Source organism: Agrobacterium sp. ST15.16.055 (genome assembly GCF_027956555.1).
GTDB classification, from domain to species: domain Bacteria; phylum Pseudomonadota; class Alphaproteobacteria; order Rhizobiales; family Rhizobiaceae; genus Agrobacterium; species Agrobacterium salinitolerans.
Genome location: NZ_JAQKGN010000018.1, coordinates 1 through 17,905 on the forward strand (window position 1 = coordinate 1; position 17,905 = coordinate 17,905).

A 17,905-nucleotide genomic window follows, 5' to 3' on the forward strand; every position below is an offset into this window, starting at 1 on the left:
CCCGGCCGCGGGGAAAGGGCCCCGGTTGTTGCCCCCACCCGCATGCCCAGCACCGATTGGCCGCTTCCCGCGCCCCCCGCGAGCTCCAAGCCGGGGCCCGCGGCAATCGAACCCACCCGCTTCAGCACGCGGGGAAAGATGAACGGACCCAATTTTCATAAGGAAGAGGGCGGAGAGCCAAAAAAAAACCCCGCCGTTACCGGCGGGTTTTTTTATGCTGGATAGTTCAAGCTTTAGACGCCGCTTTGGCCGTCCGAGCCGATATAGGCGATGCGTACCATATTGGTCGCGCCGGGGGTGCCAAGCGGTACGCCTGCGGAGATGATGATACGATCGCCCGGCTTGCCGAAACCTTCGGAAACCACGATACGACAAGCGCGGTTCACCATGTCGTCCAGGTCGCTGGCATCGCCGGTGACGACGCAGTGCAGGCCCCAGACGACCGACAGGCGGCGGGCGGTCTGGATGATCGGCGACAGCGCGATGATCGGAACCTGCGGCCGTTCACGCGCGGCGCGCAGGCCGGTCGTGCCCGAGGACGTATAGGTGACGATCGCCGCAAGCTTCAACGTTTCGGCGATCTGGCGGGCGGCAAGCGAAATGGCGTCGGCGCCGGTCGGTTCCGGCTGGGCGCGCTGCGCATAGATGATATTGGAATAATAGGGGTCCTGCTCCACCGTGCTGGCAATGGAGGCCATGGTGGAAACCGCTTCGACCGGATAGTCGCCCGATGCGGACTCGGCAGAAAGCATGATGGCGTCTGCGCCTTCGAAGACGGCGGTGGCGACGTCTGATACTTCGGCGCGGGTCGGCACAGGTGCTGTTATCATCGATTCCAGCATCTGGGTGGCAACCACGACCGGCTTGCCGGCGCGGCGGCAGGCGCGGGTCAGCTGTTTCTGGATGCCCGGAACGGCTTCCAGCGGCATTTCGACGCCGAGATCGCCACGGGCGACCATCAGCGCGTCGGAAAGCTCGATGATTTCCTCGATGCGCTCGACAGCCTGCGGCTTTTCGATCTTGGACATCAGGCCGACGCGACCGCGTGCAATCTTGCGCACTTCGGCAAGGTCTTCCGGACGCTGGACGAAGGAAAGCGCCACCCAGTCGACTTCGCCGGTAGCGAGAACGGCATCGAGATCGACGCGGTCCTTGTCGGTCAGAACACCGACGCCGAGCAGAGTGTCGGGCAAGCTGATGCCCTTGCGGTCGGAAATGCCGGTGCCGGAAATGACGGTGGTGACGATGCTTTTGCCGTCGCTCTTTTCAGCGCGCAGATGCAGCTTGCCGTCGTCGATCAGCAGGCGATGGCCGGGCTTGACCGCTTCGAGAATTTCCGGATGGGGCAGGAAAACGCGGGTGTTGTCACCAGGCGTTTCGTTGTTGTCCAACGTAAAAGTCTGGCCGGGAACGAGGTCGACCTTGCCTTCGGCGAATTTTCCGACGCGCAGCTTGGGTCCCTGCAGGTCGGCCAGAATGCCGATAGGGCGGCCGTTCCGGCTCTCGACGGAACGGATGCGCTGAATGAGCGTCCGCATCACGTCGTGGCTCGCATGGCTCATGTTGATCCGGAAAAGATCCGCGCCAGCAAGATGCAGCTTCTCGATCATCGCCTCTTCGGAGGAGGCCGGGCCGAGAGTTGCAAGAATTTTGACTTTGCGGTTACGCTTCATCAGTTTTGATTTCCCTGTGTGCCTGGCGTATCGGAGAGCTGGACCATCCAGCTGCCCTGTCTGCCCGTGTCATATTCCTTGAAACCCATTCTCTGGAAGCTGCGGGCATAACAATCGTCCACGCCGTTGATCTTGAACTCGTTTTCCGCCACGCACATGTTGACGTCACCGGTCCAGCGGCCGCCATGGGCGGCGTCTTCGGCATAGAGATAATAATAACGTGACTGCAGCTCACCCTCGATCAGCGTTGCGCAGGTCGAGGAGGGGACCTGCCACCAGCCTTCGCTGACCCAGCCTTCCTGAGCACGGTAGCCGATGGCTACCCCGACGAGGTTCTGCGTGCTGTTGCACACGCGAAAATCCGCGTGCGCGGGCGCCGCTATCATGAGCGGGGTCAGAAACAATGCCGCTACGGAAAAAAGACGGGCGAGATGCCTGAAGTGGCGAGGAAGAGCGAGAGATGACTGAGTCACGGCTTCCATCCGGATTCCATGGTTATAATGAACACACTTCTTGGCGTGGCCGCCAAAGAAAGTCAACGCGAGTTTAATCGATTATATTGTTCGTGGGATCGTGAGTGCGACAAGGTAGATGGCTGTTCTTCCGCCGTAACTTGCGCGCGGCCTCAAGCCATGCCATCAAGTTTCTCTCCTCAATCCTGCCCCAGAAAAATCATCGATGAACGACTTCATACCCTATGAAATCATAGAAGGCGATTATGACAAAGGCATGGTTCTTCTGGCGGACCATGCCATGAACCTCCTGCCGGCACACTACGGCAATCTTGGCCTTCCGCAAACCGCTTTTCATCGCCATATCGCATTTGATATCGGTATAGAGGGACTGACCCGCTCACTCGCCGCCCGCCTTGGCGTGCCGGCCGTGCTCGGACGGTTCTCTCGCCTGCTGATCGACCCGAATCGCGGCGAGGACGATCCCACTCTCATCATGAAGATTTCGGACGGAGCGATCATTCCCGGCAACCATCCGATTTCGGATGAGGAATGGCAAAGGCGGATCGAGGTCTTTCATCGGCCCTATCACAATGCCGTGGACCGTGTGCTGACCGGCGTGGCGAAAGCGTCCGAAGAGGCGCCGCTCGTGCTGTCGCTCCATTCTTACACGCCGTTCTGGAAGGAAACACCCCGGCCATGGCATGCGGCGGTTCTGTGGGACACGGATCACCGTGCTGTCGATCCGCTTCTGGCGCATCTGCGCGCCACGGGCGATATCCTCGTTGGCGATAACGAACCCTACGACGGGGCGCTCAAAGGCGACACTATGTATCGCCATTGCATGATGAAGGGCATACCGCATGCGCTTCTCGAGGTTCGGCAGGATCTGATCGCGAATGATGAGGGGATCGCCGAATGGTCGGACCGGCTCGCTCCCATTTTCGCCGCAATGAATGACGATCCCGTTTTGCATGAATATCAGCTGTTCGCCTCTCGCACCGGCCCCTATTGAGCCTGGAGTTTTGCCATGACGAATGAAAACGACAATCGGCAGGTTGAATTCGAGGCGGCGGCCTTCCGGCGCCTTGTCAATCATCTCCGTGAGCGCCACGACGTGCAGAACATCGACCTGATGAATCTCGCGGGCTTCTGCCGCAACTGCCTTTCCAACTGGTACAGGGAGGCGGCCGAAGAAGCCGGTGTTCCGCTCAGCAAGGATCAATCCCGGGAAATCGTCTACGGCATGCCTTACGAGGATTGGAAATTGCAATATCAAGGCGAAGCGAGTGACGACCAGAAAGTCGCTTTCGAGCAGAACCGACCCAAGGAATAGGTCTCCGCTAACGGAAACGACTTGACGGAACGCCTTTCTATGGGCAGTTCACAGGCCTGAATTTTGCTGTCCGCTGGCAACGACCGGCGAGGGCTTCGCCCGGATCAATGAATAAGGCTCGCATGCGAGCCGACAACGAAGGATAATATGATGGACGAAACGAGCACCACCGAAACCGTCGCCGCCGCAGAACTGCGCCAGTTCATCGAGCGCGTCGAGCGCCTCGAAGAGGAAAAGGCTGCCATTCAGGGTGATATCAAGGACGTTATGGGCGAGGCTAAAGGTCGTGGCTACGATACGAAGGCGATCCGCACCATCATCCGCCTGCGCAAGAAGGACGCCAATGAGCGCATCGAGGAAGAAACGATTCTTCAGACCTATATGGCCGCGCTCGGCATGGAATGATCGGCTGGAAACGCCTCAATGAAAGATCGCCGCTTTTGCGGCGATTTTTTTGCGCATCTTGCGAATTCAGCCGCGCGTGCCGGCGAGCTTCTCCGAAAGGTCGATTGCCTCCTTGCGGGCATCCTTGTCCGCGGGGTAGAGCGCCAGATAACGCTCCCAGGCCTTCAGCGCCAGCTCCTCTCGGCCCGAAGCTTCGAGGATGTTTGCTAGGCTTGCCAGCGCCGGGAAATAGCGCGGTTCCCTTTCCAGGGTCAGGTTGATATCCGCCATTGCCTTGCGAGTGTCGCCATCGGCAAAATGCACCATGGCGCGGCGATAGGGCGCCTGCACATAGTCCGGATCGAGCAGAATGACCTGGTCGAGAAAATCGTAAGCGGCGGCGTTGCGTTTCTCGTCGGCGGCTTCGCCTGCCCATTGCATCAGCAGATTGATCGTTGCGCTGCCGGAATCATTCCATTCGGAGGCGATCTGATTGGCGATGCTGCGCGCCTTGACCGCATTCCGTTCTTTTTTCAGCGATGCAAAAAGAGTATCGATGGTCTTGGCCGGTGAGGGCGCGGACTCCACAACGGCAGGCGGCTTTCCGTCCGCCGCATGAGCAACCGCAGCCATTCCCGGAAACGGGAGGCTTGAAAACAGGAAGCCCTGAGCGAGAATGAATGCTGTGCAAAAACGATTTGGGCGCATGGGGTTAAGCTTAACCCGGCTGCGCCCAATATCAAATGCAAACTTCTGCACTGTCAACAAAGTGATCCGCGAAACATCGCGAACCGCAGTTGCGATCAATCAGCCCTGACGAGCCTTGAAGCGCGGGTTCTGCTTGTTGATGATGTAGACGCGGCCCTTGCGGCGAACCAGGCGGTTATCGCGATGACGGGCCTTAAGCGCTTTAAGCGAATTCTTGATCTTCATTTTACTGGTCCGCAGTTTTGCACGGATTTTGCCGTGCTATTCAAACAATCAAAAGCGCGCAACGGGGCGCGCTCTTTTCGGTTGGCAGGCAGATACCTGTTTGAGCCCTGCCTGTCAACACTTGCCCGTGTCTTTGCCTTAAAAGACTAGGCTTTTCCTGTGTGCAGAAGCTGCGTCACATGGCCCATCTTGCGGCCCGGCCGTGCTTCCGTCTTGCCGTAGAGATGCACGAGACAGTCTCTTTTCGCCAACCATGCTGGAACATCATCGATGTCATCGCCGATCAAATTGGTCATAACGCAATCCGAATGGCGATCCGTGCTGCCGGGCACGAGGCCCGATACGGCCCGGATATGCTGCTCGAACTGCGAGATCACGCAGGCGGCCTCCGTCCAGTGACCGGTATTGTGGACACGCGGCGCCATTTCATTGGCGACCAACGAACCATCCGGCAGGACGAAGAATTCGATGCCGATGACGCCGACATATTCGAGCGCTGCCAGAAGCTTTTCCGCCGATTGTACGGCAACTGCCCTGGCGGCATTGGAGAGCGCTGCCGGAACGGTTGAAGTGTGTAGGATGCCGTCCAGATGGACATTCTCGGCGGGATCGTAACAGGTGACGGTGCCGTCCTGGAAACGGGCGGCAATGAGCGAAATTTCCCGCTCGAAGGAAATGAAGCTCTCGAGGATCAGCGGCACGCCGCCGAGCGCCGCAAAGGCGCCTGCGAGGTCTTCGCCACCCCGGAAGAGACGCTGGCCCTTGCCGTCATAACCCATGCGGCGGGTTTTCAGCACGCCCTTGCCGCCGAAGGTGGCCAATGCGGCCTCCAGCTCTTCCTGGCTGTCCACGGCGCGGAAATCGGCGGTCGGGATGCCGCAGCCGTTGAGGAAGCGTTTTTCCGTCAACCGGTCTTGTGAGGCGCTGAGTGCTCTCGGAGGTGGATAGACGGGAACGGAGAGGCTGAGCTTTTCGGCCGCCGCGACAGGCACGTTCTCGAATTCGTAGGTCACGACATCACAGCGGCTTGCGAGTTCCGCAAGCGCCTTTTCGTCGTCATACTCCGCGACGATCTGGTCGTTGCAAGCTTGCGCTGCCGGACAATCCGCCTGCGGTTCAAGCACGATGGTGCGGTGGTTGAGGCGCGCAGCGGCCATAGCCAGCATACGCCCGAGCTGCCCGCCGCCGATAATGCCGATGGTCAGGTTACTGGTCTTTGCAATCGTTCCTGTCGTCACTGGGCGCTGTCCATGGGGTATTCCGCGACAGCCGCAGACTGGCGTGCGCGCCAGGCGTCCAGCCGGTCGGCGAGGTCCTCATCGCCAAGCGCCAGAACCGCAGCGGCAAGAAGGGCGGCATTGATCGCGCCGGCCTTGCCGATTGCGAGCGTTCCGACGGGAATACCGGCCGGCATCTGCACGATGGAATAAAGGCTGTCCTGCCCGGACATGGTCTTGGACTGTACCGGAACACCGAAGACCGGCAGCGGCGTCATCGAGGCCGTCATGCCTGGAAGATGGGCGGCGCCGCCTGCACCAGCTATGATGACCTTGAAGCCTTCGTCCTTCGCACCATTGGCAAAATCATAAAGCCGGTCCGGCGTGCGGTGGGCGGAAATGATGCGGGCTTCATATTCGATGTCGAGCGCATCCAGCGTATCGGCGGCGTTCTTCATGGTCTCCCAGTCAGACTGGCTGCCCATGATGATGGCGACGGGGGGCGTTTCTGCTGTCACGTAATGTCTCCGGGCTCAGGCGATGATATCGGGAATGACCTGATCTTCAAGCTGGGTCATCTTGTCCTTGACGGCCAGCTTCTTTTTTTTCATGCGCTGTATTCTCAGCGCATCGCAGCTGGTCTGGATCATCGCGTTGATCGCCGCGTCGTAATCCTCATGCTCCTGGCGCAGCCGCGCCAGCGTGAGCCTGATGTCCGCCTGGTCCTGATCGGGCATCTGTTCATCCCCATTTTATGCCGCCGGATCGGCTCCGGCGCGTATGTGATCGTTCACGAGGCTCTATCATCAAATCGCGGTAACGGGAAGTTATCCCTTGCGACCAAATTGCCCACTTATTGCCTTCATTTCGCCTTCGACAAGCGGCGCGATCCGTGTCACATTGCCGTCGTAAACCTGAAACTCCAGCGATGGAGAGCTGGAGGTAGGTTCAAAAAGGAAGGACGTGCCGCATGACCATTCAGGCTCATATTGCATCGCTCGAAAAGAAACACGGTGCTCTGGAGGAGGAGCTCGAAAGTATTCTTGCTTCCCCGTCGTCTGACGACAAAGAGATCGCGGACCTTAAACGTCGAAAACTGCGCCTGAAGGATGAACTGCAGAGGCTCAAGGCCTCGACGAGACATTAATTTATGCCAGGCCGCGGCTCTCGATGAATGAAGGGCCACGGTCTGAGCGTTTCAAGCTCTGGCGGCGAAAACCTGCTGCCAGAGCTTTTTATTGCCGAATCTAGAGCGGCAGTCCGTCCCACAGCAGTTTAAGCGCCGCAATCAGCGCCATGGCGTACATGAGCGGGTAAAACACCGCGGGTTTCAGATATTTCACCACCTTGGCGCCGGCAAGCGTCGCCAGCATCGCCACCGGCAACAGGCTTGCCGATGTCTTGAGGTTGGTGGCGTCCAGTGCGCCGAGCGCGAAATAGGGAATGAGCTTGATCGCGTTCATGATGGCGAAGAACCGCACGCTCATGCCGGTATAGGTCTTTGGATCGAGCTTCAGCGGCAGAACGTAGATCTGGAAGGGCGGGCCGCCCGCATGGGCCACGAAACTGGCATAACCGGACAGACCGGACCAGAGGGTCGCAGCCGCCGGTCTTTGTGGCTTGGCCGGGATTTCCCGGCCCTTGCGGCTTTTGAAGCTTTCATAGAAATAACGCAGCACGAACAGGATCGTGACCGAGGCGACAACAAGGCGCATGGCGTCTGCGGAAACGAGGCTTGAGGTCGCCCAGCCCAGCGCGATGCCGGCAATAGCCCCCGGCAGCATGATGAGCAGCGTTCCCCGGTGGTTGTCGTGCCGCCAGGCGAAAAGCGCCACGATATCCATGACGATCAGGATCGGCAGAAAGATGGCCGCCGCCTGCACCGGCGATACGGCAAGCGCCATCAAAGGAACGCCCATCAGCGCCAGCGCGCCGCCCAGCCCTCCCTTGGAAAGGCCGACGAGAACGACTGCGGGAATGGCGACGAGATAAAAATGAAAATCGGTGAGCATGGATGGACGGTTGATCCTTTCGCCGGTCCGGTTTATCGGATTTGTCATATGAAAACGAGTGCAGATTGCGCAGCAAGCGTCTTCTGTCTGAAATGGACGAATCGATGACCCTAGTTGAAGACCGTTGCCGCCTTGTCCTGATCGTTCCGCAATCGGACGACGCGCAAAAGCAGGCTAAAGAGGTGGAAAACGCATTGCGGGGCGGTGATGTCGCTTCCGTCATCATTCCGCAATATGGTCTGGATGACGCCGCTTTCCAGAAACGCGCCGAACTGATCGTGCCCGTCGTCCAGAAGGCGGGTGCGGCGGCGCTCATCGCCGGTGATAGCCGCATTGCCGGCCGCGTGAAGGCGGATGGCCTGCATGTGGTCGGTAATGGCGAGGCGCTCGCGGAGGCCGTGGAAAAATTCACGCCGAAGCTCATCGTCGGCGGCGGCAATGCGGACGACCGTCATAAGGCGCTGGAGCAGGGCGAGGCCAATCCGGATTACATGTTTTTTGGAAAGCTCGAAGGCGACATCAAGCCGGAAGCGCATCCCAAAAACCTGGCGCTCGGCGAATGGTGGGCCTCGATGATCGAAATCCCGGCCGTCGTCATGGGTGGCGCCGATGTGTCCTCGGTTGTTGCCGTGGCCGAAACCGGGGTGGAGTTCGTGGCCATGCGCAGCGGCGTTTTTGAAAATGCCGGCGGCGCCGCCCAGGCCGTTTCTGAAATCAACGCCCTGCTTGACGAAAAAGCGCCACGGTTTGGCGGTTGATACAGGCGATGATCATGCGCTCGGTTCACCTCTGCCTTTCCGTTTCACTGCTGGCGCTCGCTTTCGGCGCGCCGGCGGGTGTTGCGTTTGCCCAGTCCGGACCGCAGAGCGAAAGCAATGCGCTGTCCCGCCAGCTGGAAAACGAGGCTCAGCCGACCCGTCAGGGCAGGGTGCAATCCGAAGAGCAGAAGGACTTACAGCCGTCTGCGGGGGTGAACGTCTATCAGCGCATGGGCGCGGAATTGCCGGCGCTGCCGCCTGAAAAAGAATTCAAGGGCCGGGTGGACGAAGCTTACGGGCATTTCCAGCGCGGCGAATATGTGCAGGCGCTCGACAAGGCGCTGAACCGCGCGCAGAACGGTGACGCACCTGCCCAGACGCTGGTGGCGGAAATGATGTCGCGTGGTCTGGGCATCGCCCGTGACGAGAAGACCGCTGCTTTCTGGTACCAGCAGGCGGCTGAGGGTGGCGATCCCGTCGCCATGTTCAAATTCGCGCTGATTCTGATGGAAGGCAAATTCGTCACCCGCGACAAGGCGAAGGCCGACGATTTCATGCGCCGTGCGGCGGAAGCCGGCAACGCCTCCGCCCAGTTCAACTGGGGCCAGATACTGGTTTCGGAAAACCCCGGAGCCAAGGGCCTGCTCATGGCTTTGCCGTTCTATGAAAAATCCGCCGAACAGGGCATTGCCGATGCGCAATATGCTGTGTCGCAGATTTACTGGTCGCTCAAGGATGTGCCGGCCGAGAAAAAGGCAAAGGCGCGGGACTGGCTGACGCGGGCTGCGAAAGCTGGATACGATACCGCGCAGGTCGATCTCGGCATCTGGCTGGTCAATGGGTTTGGCGGCGAGCGCAATCTGGATGAGGGTTTCCGCTGGCTCTACGGCGCGGCGCAGCGCGGCAATGTCGTGGCGCAGAACAAGGTGGCGCATCTTTACATTCAGGCGCTCGGCACGAGGCCGGATCCCGTGGAGGCGGCCAAATGGTATGTGCTTTCCCGCCGCGCCGGCCTGAAGGATCCGTCTCTCGAGGACTTCTATCTCGGCATCACCGACGAGCAGCAGAAAAAGGCGATTGAGGCCGCAAATCGTTTCCGCCCGACGTGATGGAAGGGTAGCCTTCCTGCGCTGGCGTTGACCCATGGGCTTTTTGCCTTGAATTTCCGCGCGTTTTGTGGTCTTGAACCGCAAACTTTCAATTCAAGAAAATAATGACGTGCCTGCCCGGTGAGCTTCCGGGCGGTTCGCAAGCTTTCCAGGAAACAACATCGATGGCCCGTTCAGCCCTTCTCAATGTCATGGTTCAGGCCGCCATCAAGGCGGGTAAGTCTTTGTCGCGTGACTTCGGTGAAGTGCAGAACCTTCAGGTCTCGGTCAAGGGACCGAGCGATTTCGTTTCGCAGGCGGATCTGAAAGCCGAGAAGATCGTGCGCGACGAATTGATGAAGGCCCGCCCGACCTACGACTTCCTGGGTGAAGAAGGCGGCGAGGAAAAGGGCACGGACGGCGCACATCGCTGGATCGTCGATCCGCTGGATGGCACCACCAACTTCCTGCACGGCATTCCGCATTTCGCGGTTTCCATCGCGCTCGAGCGTAATGGTGAAGTCGTCGCCGGCGTGATCTTCAATCCGGCCACCGACGAACTCTACACCGCCGAGCGCGGCGGCGGCGCGTTCCTCAACGATCGCCGCATCCGCGTCGCTGCGCGCAAGGCGCTGACCGATTGCGTCATCGGCTGCGGCGTTCCGCATCTCGGCCGTGGCAATCATGGCAAGTTCCTTGTCGAACTTCGTCACGTGATGGGTGAGGCTGCCGGCATCCGCCGCATGGGTGCGGCTTCGCTCGATCTCGCTTATGTCGCTGCTGGCCGTCTCGACGGTTACTGGGAAGCTGATCTTTCGCCATGGGACATGGCCGCAGGCCTGGTGCTGATTCGTGAAGCCGGCGGTTTCGCTTCCGATATCAAGGGCGGCGCGGATATCTTCGGCAGCAGCTCTGTCGCTGCCGGCAACGAATATATCCACAAGGCGCTCGTTGAGGTCGCCAACCGTCCGATCCCGGGCCGCTGACGGGTTTTCGACGGAAAACCTGCCGTTTCTGCAAGTTTTAGACGCCCGGCGGATGTTCGCCGGGTGTTTTTGTTTTCCATTGCCGGGTGCTCACACATTTTCCTAAAACGCCTGTGACGAAAGACCGGCTTTTCGCTTCAAATCGTCGCAATTTTCAAATAGCTTCCGCTGGATACCTGACCAGAGGGAATGCGAACGTTATGGCGGATTCGGAGCTGCTCGATCTTGGCGTCGAGAAACCGGTGACCACACGGCAATACAGTCACAAGCTGTCCAGTCCGACACCGTTTCTCTGGACGATGGTTCTGTTTCTGATCCTTGTGGGCTTTCTGGCGGCCATTCTTTACCGGCAGGCCCACACCGCCTTCATGTCCAATCCGGGGCTCAACGGCTTCATTCTAGGCGTGCTGGCCATCGGCATCATTCTGGTGTTTACGCAGACGATGAGCCTGCGCTCGGAAGTCAGCTGGTTCAATGCCTTCCGCGCTGCCGGCAGCGTCGACAAAGTTGGCCGTGCGCCCAAGCTGCTCGCGCCGATGAGCACGCTGATCGGCAAGCGCGGCGAAGTCCGGCTTTCCGCCGTTACGCAGCGGACGATCCTCGATTCCATTGCGACGCGCCTCGACGAGATCCGTGATACATCGCGTTATCTTGTCGGCCTGCTGGTGTTTCTCGGCTTGCTCGGCACCTTCTGGGGCCTCATCGGCACCATCGGCGCGATCAGCAATGTCATCCAGTCGCTCGATCCGAGCGCCGGCGACAGCAACGACATTCTTGGCTCCCTCAAGGCCGGCCTGACTGCTCCTCTTTCGGGCATGGGAACGGCGTTTTCCTCGTCGCTGCTCGGTCTTTCGGGTTCGCTTATTCTCGGTTTCCTCGATCTTCAGGCCGGTCGCGCCCAGAACCGTTTCTATACACAGCTTGAAAACTGGCTTTCCTCGGTGACGGATACGACGGAAGGGCCGAGGGAGTTCAAGGGCGAACCCGGCGCCGTTGTCAGCACCGAGCGCTCGCTTGCGGCCATGACCAGCCTTGCCGAAGGCATTCAAGGCCTGGTCAAGAACATGCGCAGCGAACAGCAGATGCTGCGTGACTGGATCGAGGCGCAGCAGGAAGAATCGAAATCGCTCCGCCGCACGCTCGACCGGCTGTCAGAGCGGATCGACAGCGATACGAAGTCTTCCGGACGCATTCGGCACGATAACGGGAGCGAGTAGCCATGGCGCTTGCGCGCAACCGCCGCCGCGACAGGGGTGTGGATTATTGGCCGGGGTTTGTCGATGCGCTGTCGACCTTGCTCATGGCCATCATGTTTCTGCTCACGGTTTTCGTGCTGGCGCAATTCGTTCTATCGCGGGAAATCACCGGCAAGGATGAGGTGCTGACGCGTCTCAACAGCCAGATTGCCGAACTGACCGAACTTCTGGCCATGGAAAAAGGCAACAAGCAGGATATTGAGGACGCGCTTGCCAGCCTGCAATCCACCCTTGCTGCATCCGAAAATGAGCGTTCCCGACTGCAGGCGCTTCTCGATGCGGGATCGGGAAGCAATGCGAACGCCAATGCGCGGATCGGCAGCCTGACCGGCGAACTGGACGAACAGCGGCAGGCCAATTCCCGCGCGTCCGCGCAGATCGAATTGCTCAACCAGCAGATTGCGGCGCTGAGAGCGCAGATCGCGTCGGTGGAAGCCGCGCTTCAGGCCTCGGAAGCCAAGGACGCCTCTTCTCAGGTCAAGATCGCCGATCTTGGCCGGCGGCTCAATGTTGCGCTGGCGCAGCGGGTGCAGGAACTGAACCGCTATCGCTCCGATTTCTTCGGGCGACTGCGCGAAATCCTTTCGGACCGCGAAAACATTCGCATCGTCGGTGACCGTTTCGTCTTCCAGTCCGAAGTGCTCTTCCCATCCGGTGGCAATGAACTCAATCCGGAAGGGCAGGCGGAGATGGAGAAGCTGGCGGTCGCGCTGCTCGATCTCGCCAAGGAAATTCCGGCGGAGATAAACTGGGTCCTGCGTGTGGATGGTCATACGGACAATGTCCAGCTTTCCGGTTCCGGCCGTTACCGTGACAATTGGGAGCTTTCCTCGGCCCGCGCCACCTCGGTGGTGAAATTCCTGATCTCCAAGGGCGTGCCGGCAAACCGGCTGGTCGCCGCCGGTTTCGGCGAATATCAGCCGATTGCCGAAGGCGATACGCCTGAAGCACGGCAGCAGAATCGCCGTATCGAACTCAAGCTCACCGAGCGTTGAAATCGCGGGCCGCGTCATCGCGGTTGCCTTCTGGTGAAAGAAAATTTACGTTCGCGTAAAAGTAATTCCGTCATATCTGGGAGGGGCTGATGGAAGTCTATGACGTGATCGTTGTCGGCGCGGGGCTTGCCGGCCTCGTTTCGGCAACCGAGGCGGCTGAGCGGGGTTTCAGCGTCTGCGTCTTGGATCAGGAGGGCGAGCAGAACCTTGGCGGGCAGGCCTTCTGGTCGCTGGGCGGTCTGTTTTTCGTCGACAGTCCCGAGCAGCGCCGGATGCGGGTGCGAGACAGTCTTGATCTTGCAAGACAGGACTGGCTCGGTTCGGCCGGTTTCGACCGTCCGGAGGACTATTGGCCGCGCCGCTGGGCGGAGGCCTATCTCGATTTTGCCGCCGGTGAGAAACGCGAATGGCTGCACCGCATGGGCATGCGCTGGTTTCCCGTTGTCGGCTGGGCCGAGCGCGGCGGGAGCCTCGCCCACGGCCACGGCAATTCCGTTCCGCGTTTCCATGTCACATGGGGCACGGGTCCGGGCGTACTTGCACCCTTCATCGAAAAGGCGAAGGCCATGGCAGAAACCGGCCGGCTGACTTTCCGCTTTCGCCACCGGGTTGATCGTCTGGAGATCGCAGACCGCCGGGTGACCGGCGTTTCGGGTGCGATTCTAGCGTCCGACCCGGTACAACGCGGGCAGGAGAGCAGTCGGGAACAGCAGGGCGATTTTACCCTCTCCGCTGCGGCGGTCATCGTCAGTTCCGGCGGCATCGGCGGCAATCAGGAACTGGTGCGGCGCAACTGGCCGGTGGAACGGCTGGGCCAGCCTCCCGCGAGCATGGTCTGCGGTGTTCCCGCGCATGTGGATGGCCGCATGATCGCCATTACGGAAACGGCCGGCGGAGCCGTCATCAATCGTGACCGCATGTGGCATTATACCGAGGGCGTGAAGAACCACGATCCGATCTGGCCGGATCACGGTATCCGCATCCTGCCCGGTCCCTCGTCCTTCTGGTGCGATGCGGATGGAAACCGTCTCACCGCCCCCGCCATGCCGGGTTTCGATACGCTCGGCACGCTAAAAATGCTGGGCGAACGCGGCAGCGGCCATAGTTGGTTCATTCTGACCAAGGCGATTATCAAGAAAGAATTCGCGCTTTCAGGCTCGGAACAGAATCCGGATCTGACCGGCAAGGATATAAGGTTGCTGCTCAAACGGCTGGGCAAGGAACCGCCGGGACCGGTGCGGGCCTTCATGGAGCGCGGCGAAGATTTCGTCGTTCGGGATACGCTCGAAGAACTCGTGACGGCGATGAACGCCATCAACGGCGACGACCGGCTGCATATAGAGCATATCCGCCGGCAGATAGAGGCACGCGACCGCGAAGTAGAAAACGGTTTCAGCAAGGATGCGCAGGTAACGGCCATCCACGGCGCGCGTCGTTATCTCGGCGACCGGCTGATGCGGACGGCAAAACCGCACCGGCTGCTCGATCCGGCAATGGGGCCGCTAATTGCGGTAAGGTTGCATGTGCTGACGCGCAAGACGCTCGGCGGTCTTCATACGGACCTTGAAGCGCGGGTACTGGACGCCGCGGGTGAGGCGGTGCCCGGCCTTTATGCCGCCGGTGAGGTTGCCGGTTTCGGCGGCGGTGGCATGCATGGTTATAATGCGCTGGAGGGCACATTCCTTGGTGGCTGCCTGTTTTCAGGCCGCGTTGCGGGACGCAAGGTACTGGGTTAGTTCACGCTTTTGCGCGCAATTCGTCCGGCCCGGTCTGGAATTGCAGTCGGGCAAGCCGCGCATAGAGGCCATCCTGGCGAATGAGGCTCTGATGCGTGCCTTCTTCGATGATGCGGCCTTCATCCATCACCAGAATACGGTCGGCCTTCAGCACGGTGGCGAGACGATGAGCGATGACGATGGTGGTGCGGGTTTTCATCAGCTCATCGAGGGCCTTCTGCACCAGCGTTTCGCTTTCCGCATCCAGCGCTGAGGTGGCTTCGTCGAGAAGCAGGATCGGGGCGTTGCGCAGGATGGCGCGGGCAATGGCGATGCGCTGGCGCTGGCCGCCGGATAGCGTCACGCCGCGCTCGCCCACCTGCGTATCATACCCGTTGGCGAGACGTTCGATGAAGCTGTCGGCCTGCGCGGCGATGGCGGCGGCGCGCACCTCCTCGCGTGTCGCATCCGGCCGGCCGAAGGCAATGTTATCGTGGATGGAGGAGGCGAATATCGCTACATCCTGAGGAACGATGGATAGGCGTGCGCGTAGATCGGCAAGGCTGACATCGCGAATATCCGCGCCATCGACGGTGATGCGGCCATGCTGCGGATCGTAAAAGCGCATCAGCAGCGAAAAGACCGTGCTCTTGCCGGCGCCGGAAGGCCCGACGATGGCGAGGGTTTCGCCGGCGCTGACCTTGAAGGAGAGGCCGGAAACGATCGGCCGTCCTGTCGCGAGCGGATAGACGAAATCGACATTCTCGAATTCGGCTTCACCGCGCGGCGGTTGCGGCATGGCGACGGGCGAGGTGGGTTCCGCGACGGGTGAGCGCTCGTTCAGCAGTTCGGAAAGCCGTTCGGCAGCACCACCCGCCTGCGCCAGTTCACCCCAGACTTCCGAGAGCTGACCGAGTCCGCTTGCCGCGATGACCGAATAAAGCACGAACTGGCCGAGCGTACCGGCCGTCATAGTGCCCGACAGGACGCTTTGGGCGCCATACCAGAGAATGCCGACAACGCTGCCGAAGACGAGCGCGATGGCGACGGCGGTGAGGATGGAGCGTGCGCCGATGGCGGCGCGCGCGCCCTGATAGGCGGCTTCCACGGAAGCGCCATAACGGGCATTTGCCAGCACCTCGGCATTAAAGGACTGCACGGTGCGGCTCGCCGCGATCGTCTCGGAGGCATAGGCGGCGGAATTGGCCAATGTGTCCTGCGTGGTTCGGGAGCGGGCGCGAACCGAGCGCCCGAAGGCGATCAGCGGAAAAACAATGAAGGGAATGGCAAGCAGCGCAAGGCCGGAAAGGCCGGGGCTGGTATAGATCATCATCGCCACAGCACCGCAGCACATGATGATGTTGCGCAGCGCCACCGAGGCGGACGAGCCAAAAGCCGAGCGAATCTGCACGGTATCGGCGGTCAGCCGCGAGGTCAGTTCGCCGGATCGATTGCTGTCGAAAAACTGCTGTGACAGCGTGGTAAGGTGGGCAAAGACATCGCGGCGCAGATCGGCGACGACCCTTTCGCCGATGGTCATGACGTAATAATAACGCATGGCGCTGGCGAGAGCGAGGACAACGGCAATCGCCAGAAGCATGGCGAAATAGCTGTTGATCATGCCGCCATCCGGCGTCTGGAATCCGTGATCGATGATACGGCGAACGGCAAGCGGCAGGGCGAGTGTCGTGGCGGAAGAAAGCACGAGAGCGAAAAGGGCGGCCGCCATCAGGCCGCGGTAACGCCGGAGATAGGGAAACAGGCCAAGAAGCGGCTTCAGGCTTTTCTGTTTCGCCGCTTTCTGCTCGTCAATGTCTGCCACGTTCTCTATGCTCCTCGTTCCCTGCTGTTTTTGGGCCTTTTACGGGTGAATTTCCGGTGTACGGCAAAATTCTCGCCCCTTTGGCTATCTCCTTTCACAAGGGGATAGCAGGCTCTTGTTATCTGGGCGACCTTCATGTATAGGCTCCGCATCGAATTGGGAAGCCATAGCCCATCTGGTCTATGGCTTCATTTATTGAAATGGCTCAGTTGACGCAATTGCGGCAAATGGACCGCACGTCACTTAACCAGGAAGATTGTCATGAAGGCTGATATCCATCCCGATTATCACACGATCAAGGTGGTCATGACCGATGGCACCGAATACGAAACCCGCTCCACCTGGGGTTCGGAAGGCGCTGTCATGAACCTTGAAATCGACCCCAAGTCCCATCCGGCATGGACGGGCGGCAACCAGCAGCTTATGGACCGCGGTGGCCGCGTTTCCAAGTTCAACAAGCGTTTCGGCGGCCTCGGCCTCTGATCCTCTTGCGGACGGATCGTTTAAAAAAAGCCCGGTTTTGCCGGGCTTTTTGTTGCCATTTTTCGGCGATGGCGCTCGCGTAGCACGCAAAAGAAAAAAGCAGGCCGGTGAGCCTGCTTTTCAAATTGTCCGGATAAGGGTCGTCTTTTCTCAGTTGATCGAGAAAGCCGTGCGCAGGAGGTTGAGCTGCGCCTGCACGCTGTTTTCATTGTCCGGCACCTTGGCAGCTTCGGACGGGCGATAGATTTCGCGGTCGAGCAGGGCGATGCGGTTCTGGAGACGCAGCGAGCGCTCGATGAGATCGCGGAAGGATTCTGGCAGGTCGTTCCAGCCTGGCGCGTTACGGTCGACGTTGAAGCTGTCGAGTCGTACCTTGTTCTTTTCGCTCAGAACCTGATCACGGGTCATTTCGCCATTGTTCACGGCCCGCTGCAGCAGCAGCCAGGATGCCATCTGCATCAGGCGGGTGGTGAGGCGCATCGACTCCGCCGCGTAAAGCACGGACGCCATGCGCGGCAGAACCTTGGAGGCTGTGCGGCCAGCGCCATCGAGATAGCTCGCCGTTTCCTCAACCAAGGTCATGCCTTCGGTATAGAGGGCCTTGAACTGGTTGGAAGCAGCCGCGCGACCCGCAAAGCTTATGGTATTTAAAACCTGTTCCGACATTTCTTTAAATCCCTGCTCACGCACCACACTGTCAGGCAACGACGATCCGGATATTTTGTTCCGGCCTTTAGTGTTTTCAGGATGGTATCTTTACCTGAAATGCGCAAGGCAATTATTAAAGAAGGGTTA

Annotated in this window: 21 protein-coding genes; 11 read left to right on the forward strand and 10 right to left on the reverse strand. The window is 59.9% G+C overall.

Going from position 1 to position 17,905, the window contains the following annotated elements; all coding sequences use genetic code 11:
• Nucleotides 1-233 precede the first annotated feature (233 nt).
• Both pyk and PL599_RS20010 read right to left on the reverse strand, forming a co-directional pair.
• On the reverse strand, nucleotides 234-1,673 hold the full coding sequence (pyk, locus tag PL599_RS20005; RefSeq protein ID WP_077984889.1) for a pyruvate kinase: 1,440 nt from the start codon (nucleotides 1,671-1,673) through the stop codon (nucleotides 234-236).
• Complete coding sequence (locus tag PL599_RS20010; RefSeq protein ID WP_373692768.1) at nucleotides 1,673-2,059, reverse strand: DUF1036 domain-containing protein; 387 nt, start codon at nucleotides 2,057-2,059, stop codon at nucleotides 1,673-1,675. The genes pyk and PL599_RS20010 overlap by 1 nt, the downstream gene beginning before the upstream one ends.
• A 292-nt stretch (nucleotides 2,060-2,351) precedes the next feature.
• Here PL599_RS20010 and PL599_RS20015 point away from each other — a divergent pair, with 292 nt between their 5' ends.
• From PL599_RS20015 to PL599_RS20025, 3 genes are all read left to right on the forward strand, one after another.
• On the forward strand, nucleotides 2,352-3,140 hold the full coding sequence (locus PL599_RS20015; RefSeq protein WP_142914122.1) for an N-formylglutamate amidohydrolase: 789 nt from the start codon (nucleotides 2,352-2,354) through the stop codon (nucleotides 3,138-3,140).
• Nucleotides 3,141-3,155: 15 nt separating this feature from the next.
• Nucleotides 3,156-3,461 carry a DUF1244 domain-containing protein gene (locus PL599_RS20020; RefSeq protein ID WP_077984886.1) on the forward strand — a complete coding sequence of 102 codons (306 nt, stop codon included), beginning with the start codon at nucleotides 3,156-3,158 and terminating at the stop codon, nucleotides 3,459-3,461.
• A gap of 147 nt (nucleotides 3,462-3,608) precedes the next feature.
• Entirely contained in the window at nucleotides 3,609-3,866 is a 258-nt protein-coding gene (locus PL599_RS20025; RefSeq protein ID WP_006314683.1) for a DUF2312 domain-containing protein, read from the forward strand.
• Nucleotides 3,867-3,932: 66 nt separating this feature from the next.
• Here PL599_RS20025 and PL599_RS20030 read toward each other — a convergent pair whose 3' ends face one another.
• The 5 genes from PL599_RS20030 to PL599_RS20050 form a co-directional block, all read right to left on the reverse strand.
• Nucleotides 3,933-4,553 carry a hypothetical protein gene (locus PL599_RS20030; protein ID WP_173991108.1) on the reverse strand — a complete coding sequence of 207 codons (621 nt, stop codon included), beginning with the start codon at nucleotides 4,551-4,553 and terminating at the stop codon, nucleotides 3,933-3,935.
• A 99-nt stretch (nucleotides 4,554-4,652) separates the two neighbouring features.
• Nucleotides 4,653-4,778 (reverse strand): type B 50S ribosomal protein L36, encoded by a 126-nt coding sequence (gene ykgO, locus PL599_RS20035; protein ID WP_003497670.1) that lies wholly within the window; start codon nucleotides 4,776-4,778, stop codon nucleotides 4,653-4,655.
• Between the two features lie 146 nt (nucleotides 4,779-4,924).
• Nucleotides 4,925-6,001 (reverse strand): 5-(carboxyamino)imidazole ribonucleotide synthase, encoded by a 1,077-nt coding sequence (locus PL599_RS20040; RefSeq protein ID WP_269823902.1) that lies wholly within the window; start codon nucleotides 5,999-6,001, stop codon nucleotides 4,925-4,927.
• 11 nt (nucleotides 6,002-6,012) lie between these two features.
• Nucleotides 6,013-6,513 (reverse strand): 5-(carboxyamino)imidazole ribonucleotide mutase, encoded by a 501-nt coding sequence (gene purE / locus PL599_RS20045; protein WP_077984884.1) that lies wholly within the window; start codon nucleotides 6,511-6,513, stop codon nucleotides 6,013-6,015.
• A gap of 15 nt (nucleotides 6,514-6,528) precedes the next feature.
• Nucleotides 6,529-6,732, reverse strand: coding sequence for a YdcH family protein (locus PL599_RS20050; RefSeq protein WP_003497661.1), 204 nt, complete (start codon nucleotides 6,730-6,732; stop codon nucleotides 6,529-6,531).
• Nucleotides 6,733-6,965: 233 nt separating this feature from the next.
• Here PL599_RS20050 and PL599_RS20055 point away from each other — a divergent pair, with 233 nt between their 5' ends.
• Complete coding sequence (locus tag PL599_RS20055) at nucleotides 6,966-7,142, forward strand: YdcH family protein (RefSeq protein WP_006314700.1); 177 nt, start codon at nucleotides 6,966-6,968, stop codon at nucleotides 7,140-7,142.
• A gap of 100 nt (nucleotides 7,143-7,242) precedes the next feature.
• On the opposite strand, the gene PL599_RS20060 is transcribed toward PL599_RS20055, so the two are convergent.
• The gene (locus tag PL599_RS20060; RefSeq protein WP_269823818.1) at nucleotides 7,243-8,007 is read right to left on the reverse strand and encodes a sulfite exporter TauE/SafE family protein; all 765 of its coding nucleotides are present in this window, start codon (nucleotides 8,005-8,007) and stop codon (nucleotides 7,243-7,245) included.
• Between the two features lie 104 nt (nucleotides 8,008-8,111).
• Here PL599_RS20060 and PL599_RS20065 point away from each other — a divergent pair, with 104 nt between their 5' ends.
• From PL599_RS20065 to PL599_RS20090, 6 genes are all read left to right on the forward strand, one after another.
• A complete protein-coding gene (locus PL599_RS20065) occupies nucleotides 8,112-8,765 on the forward strand; it encodes a thiamine phosphate synthase (RefSeq protein WP_269823817.1) in 654 nt (217 codons plus the stop codon).
• An 8-nt stretch (nucleotides 8,766-8,773) separates the two neighbouring features.
• Nucleotides 8,774-9,874: a tetratricopeptide repeat protein gene (locus PL599_RS20070; protein WP_162520612.1), complete on the forward strand. Its 1,101-nt coding sequence runs from the start codon at nucleotides 8,774-8,776 to the stop codon at nucleotides 9,872-9,874.
• Between the two features lie 164 nt (nucleotides 9,875-10,038).
• The gene (locus PL599_RS20075; RefSeq protein ID WP_077984894.1) at nucleotides 10,039-10,839 is read left to right on the forward strand and encodes an inositol monophosphatase family protein; all 801 of its coding nucleotides are present in this window, start codon (nucleotides 10,039-10,041) and stop codon (nucleotides 10,837-10,839) included.
• A gap of 200 nt (nucleotides 10,840-11,039) precedes the next feature.
• Complete coding sequence (locus PL599_RS20080; protein WP_269823816.1) at nucleotides 11,040-12,056, forward strand: flagellar motor protein MotA; 1,017 nt, start codon at nucleotides 11,040-11,042, stop codon at nucleotides 12,054-12,056.
• A 2-nt stretch (nucleotides 12,057-12,058) separates the two neighbouring features.
• Nucleotides 12,059-13,090, forward strand: coding sequence for a peptidoglycan -binding protein (locus tag PL599_RS20085; protein WP_003520358.1), 1,032 nt, complete (start codon nucleotides 12,059-12,061; stop codon nucleotides 13,088-13,090).
• 89 nt (nucleotides 13,091-13,179) lie between these two features.
• Nucleotides 13,180-14,826, forward strand: a complete 1,647-nt coding sequence (locus PL599_RS20090) for an FAD-binding dehydrogenase (RefSeq protein ID WP_269823815.1) — start codon at nucleotides 13,180-13,182, stop codon at nucleotides 14,824-14,826.
• Between the two features lies 1 nt (nucleotide 14,827).
• On the opposite strand, the gene PL599_RS20095 is transcribed toward PL599_RS20090, so the two are convergent.
• Nucleotides 14,828-16,627 (reverse strand): ABC transporter transmembrane domain-containing protein, encoded by a 1,800-nt coding sequence (locus PL599_RS20095; RefSeq protein WP_269823814.1) that lies wholly within the window; start codon nucleotides 16,625-16,627, stop codon nucleotides 14,828-14,830.
• Between the two features lie 261 nt (nucleotides 16,628-16,888).
• Between PL599_RS20095 and rpmE the strand changes: the two genes are divergently transcribed.
• Nucleotides 16,889-17,110, forward strand: a complete 222-nt coding sequence (gene rpmE, locus PL599_RS20100; protein WP_003497640.1) for a 50S ribosomal protein L31 — start codon at nucleotides 16,889-16,891, stop codon at nucleotides 17,108-17,110.
• Between the two features lie 150 nt (nucleotides 17,111-17,260).
• Here the strand turns inward: rpmE and rcdA are convergent, their stop codons facing one another.
• Nucleotides 17,261-17,776, reverse strand: a complete 516-nt coding sequence (rcdA, locus tag PL599_RS20105) for a protease adaptor protein RcdA (RefSeq protein ID WP_077984878.1) — start codon at nucleotides 17,774-17,776, stop codon at nucleotides 17,261-17,263.
• Between the last annotated feature and the right edge of the window lie 129 nt (nucleotides 17,777-17,905).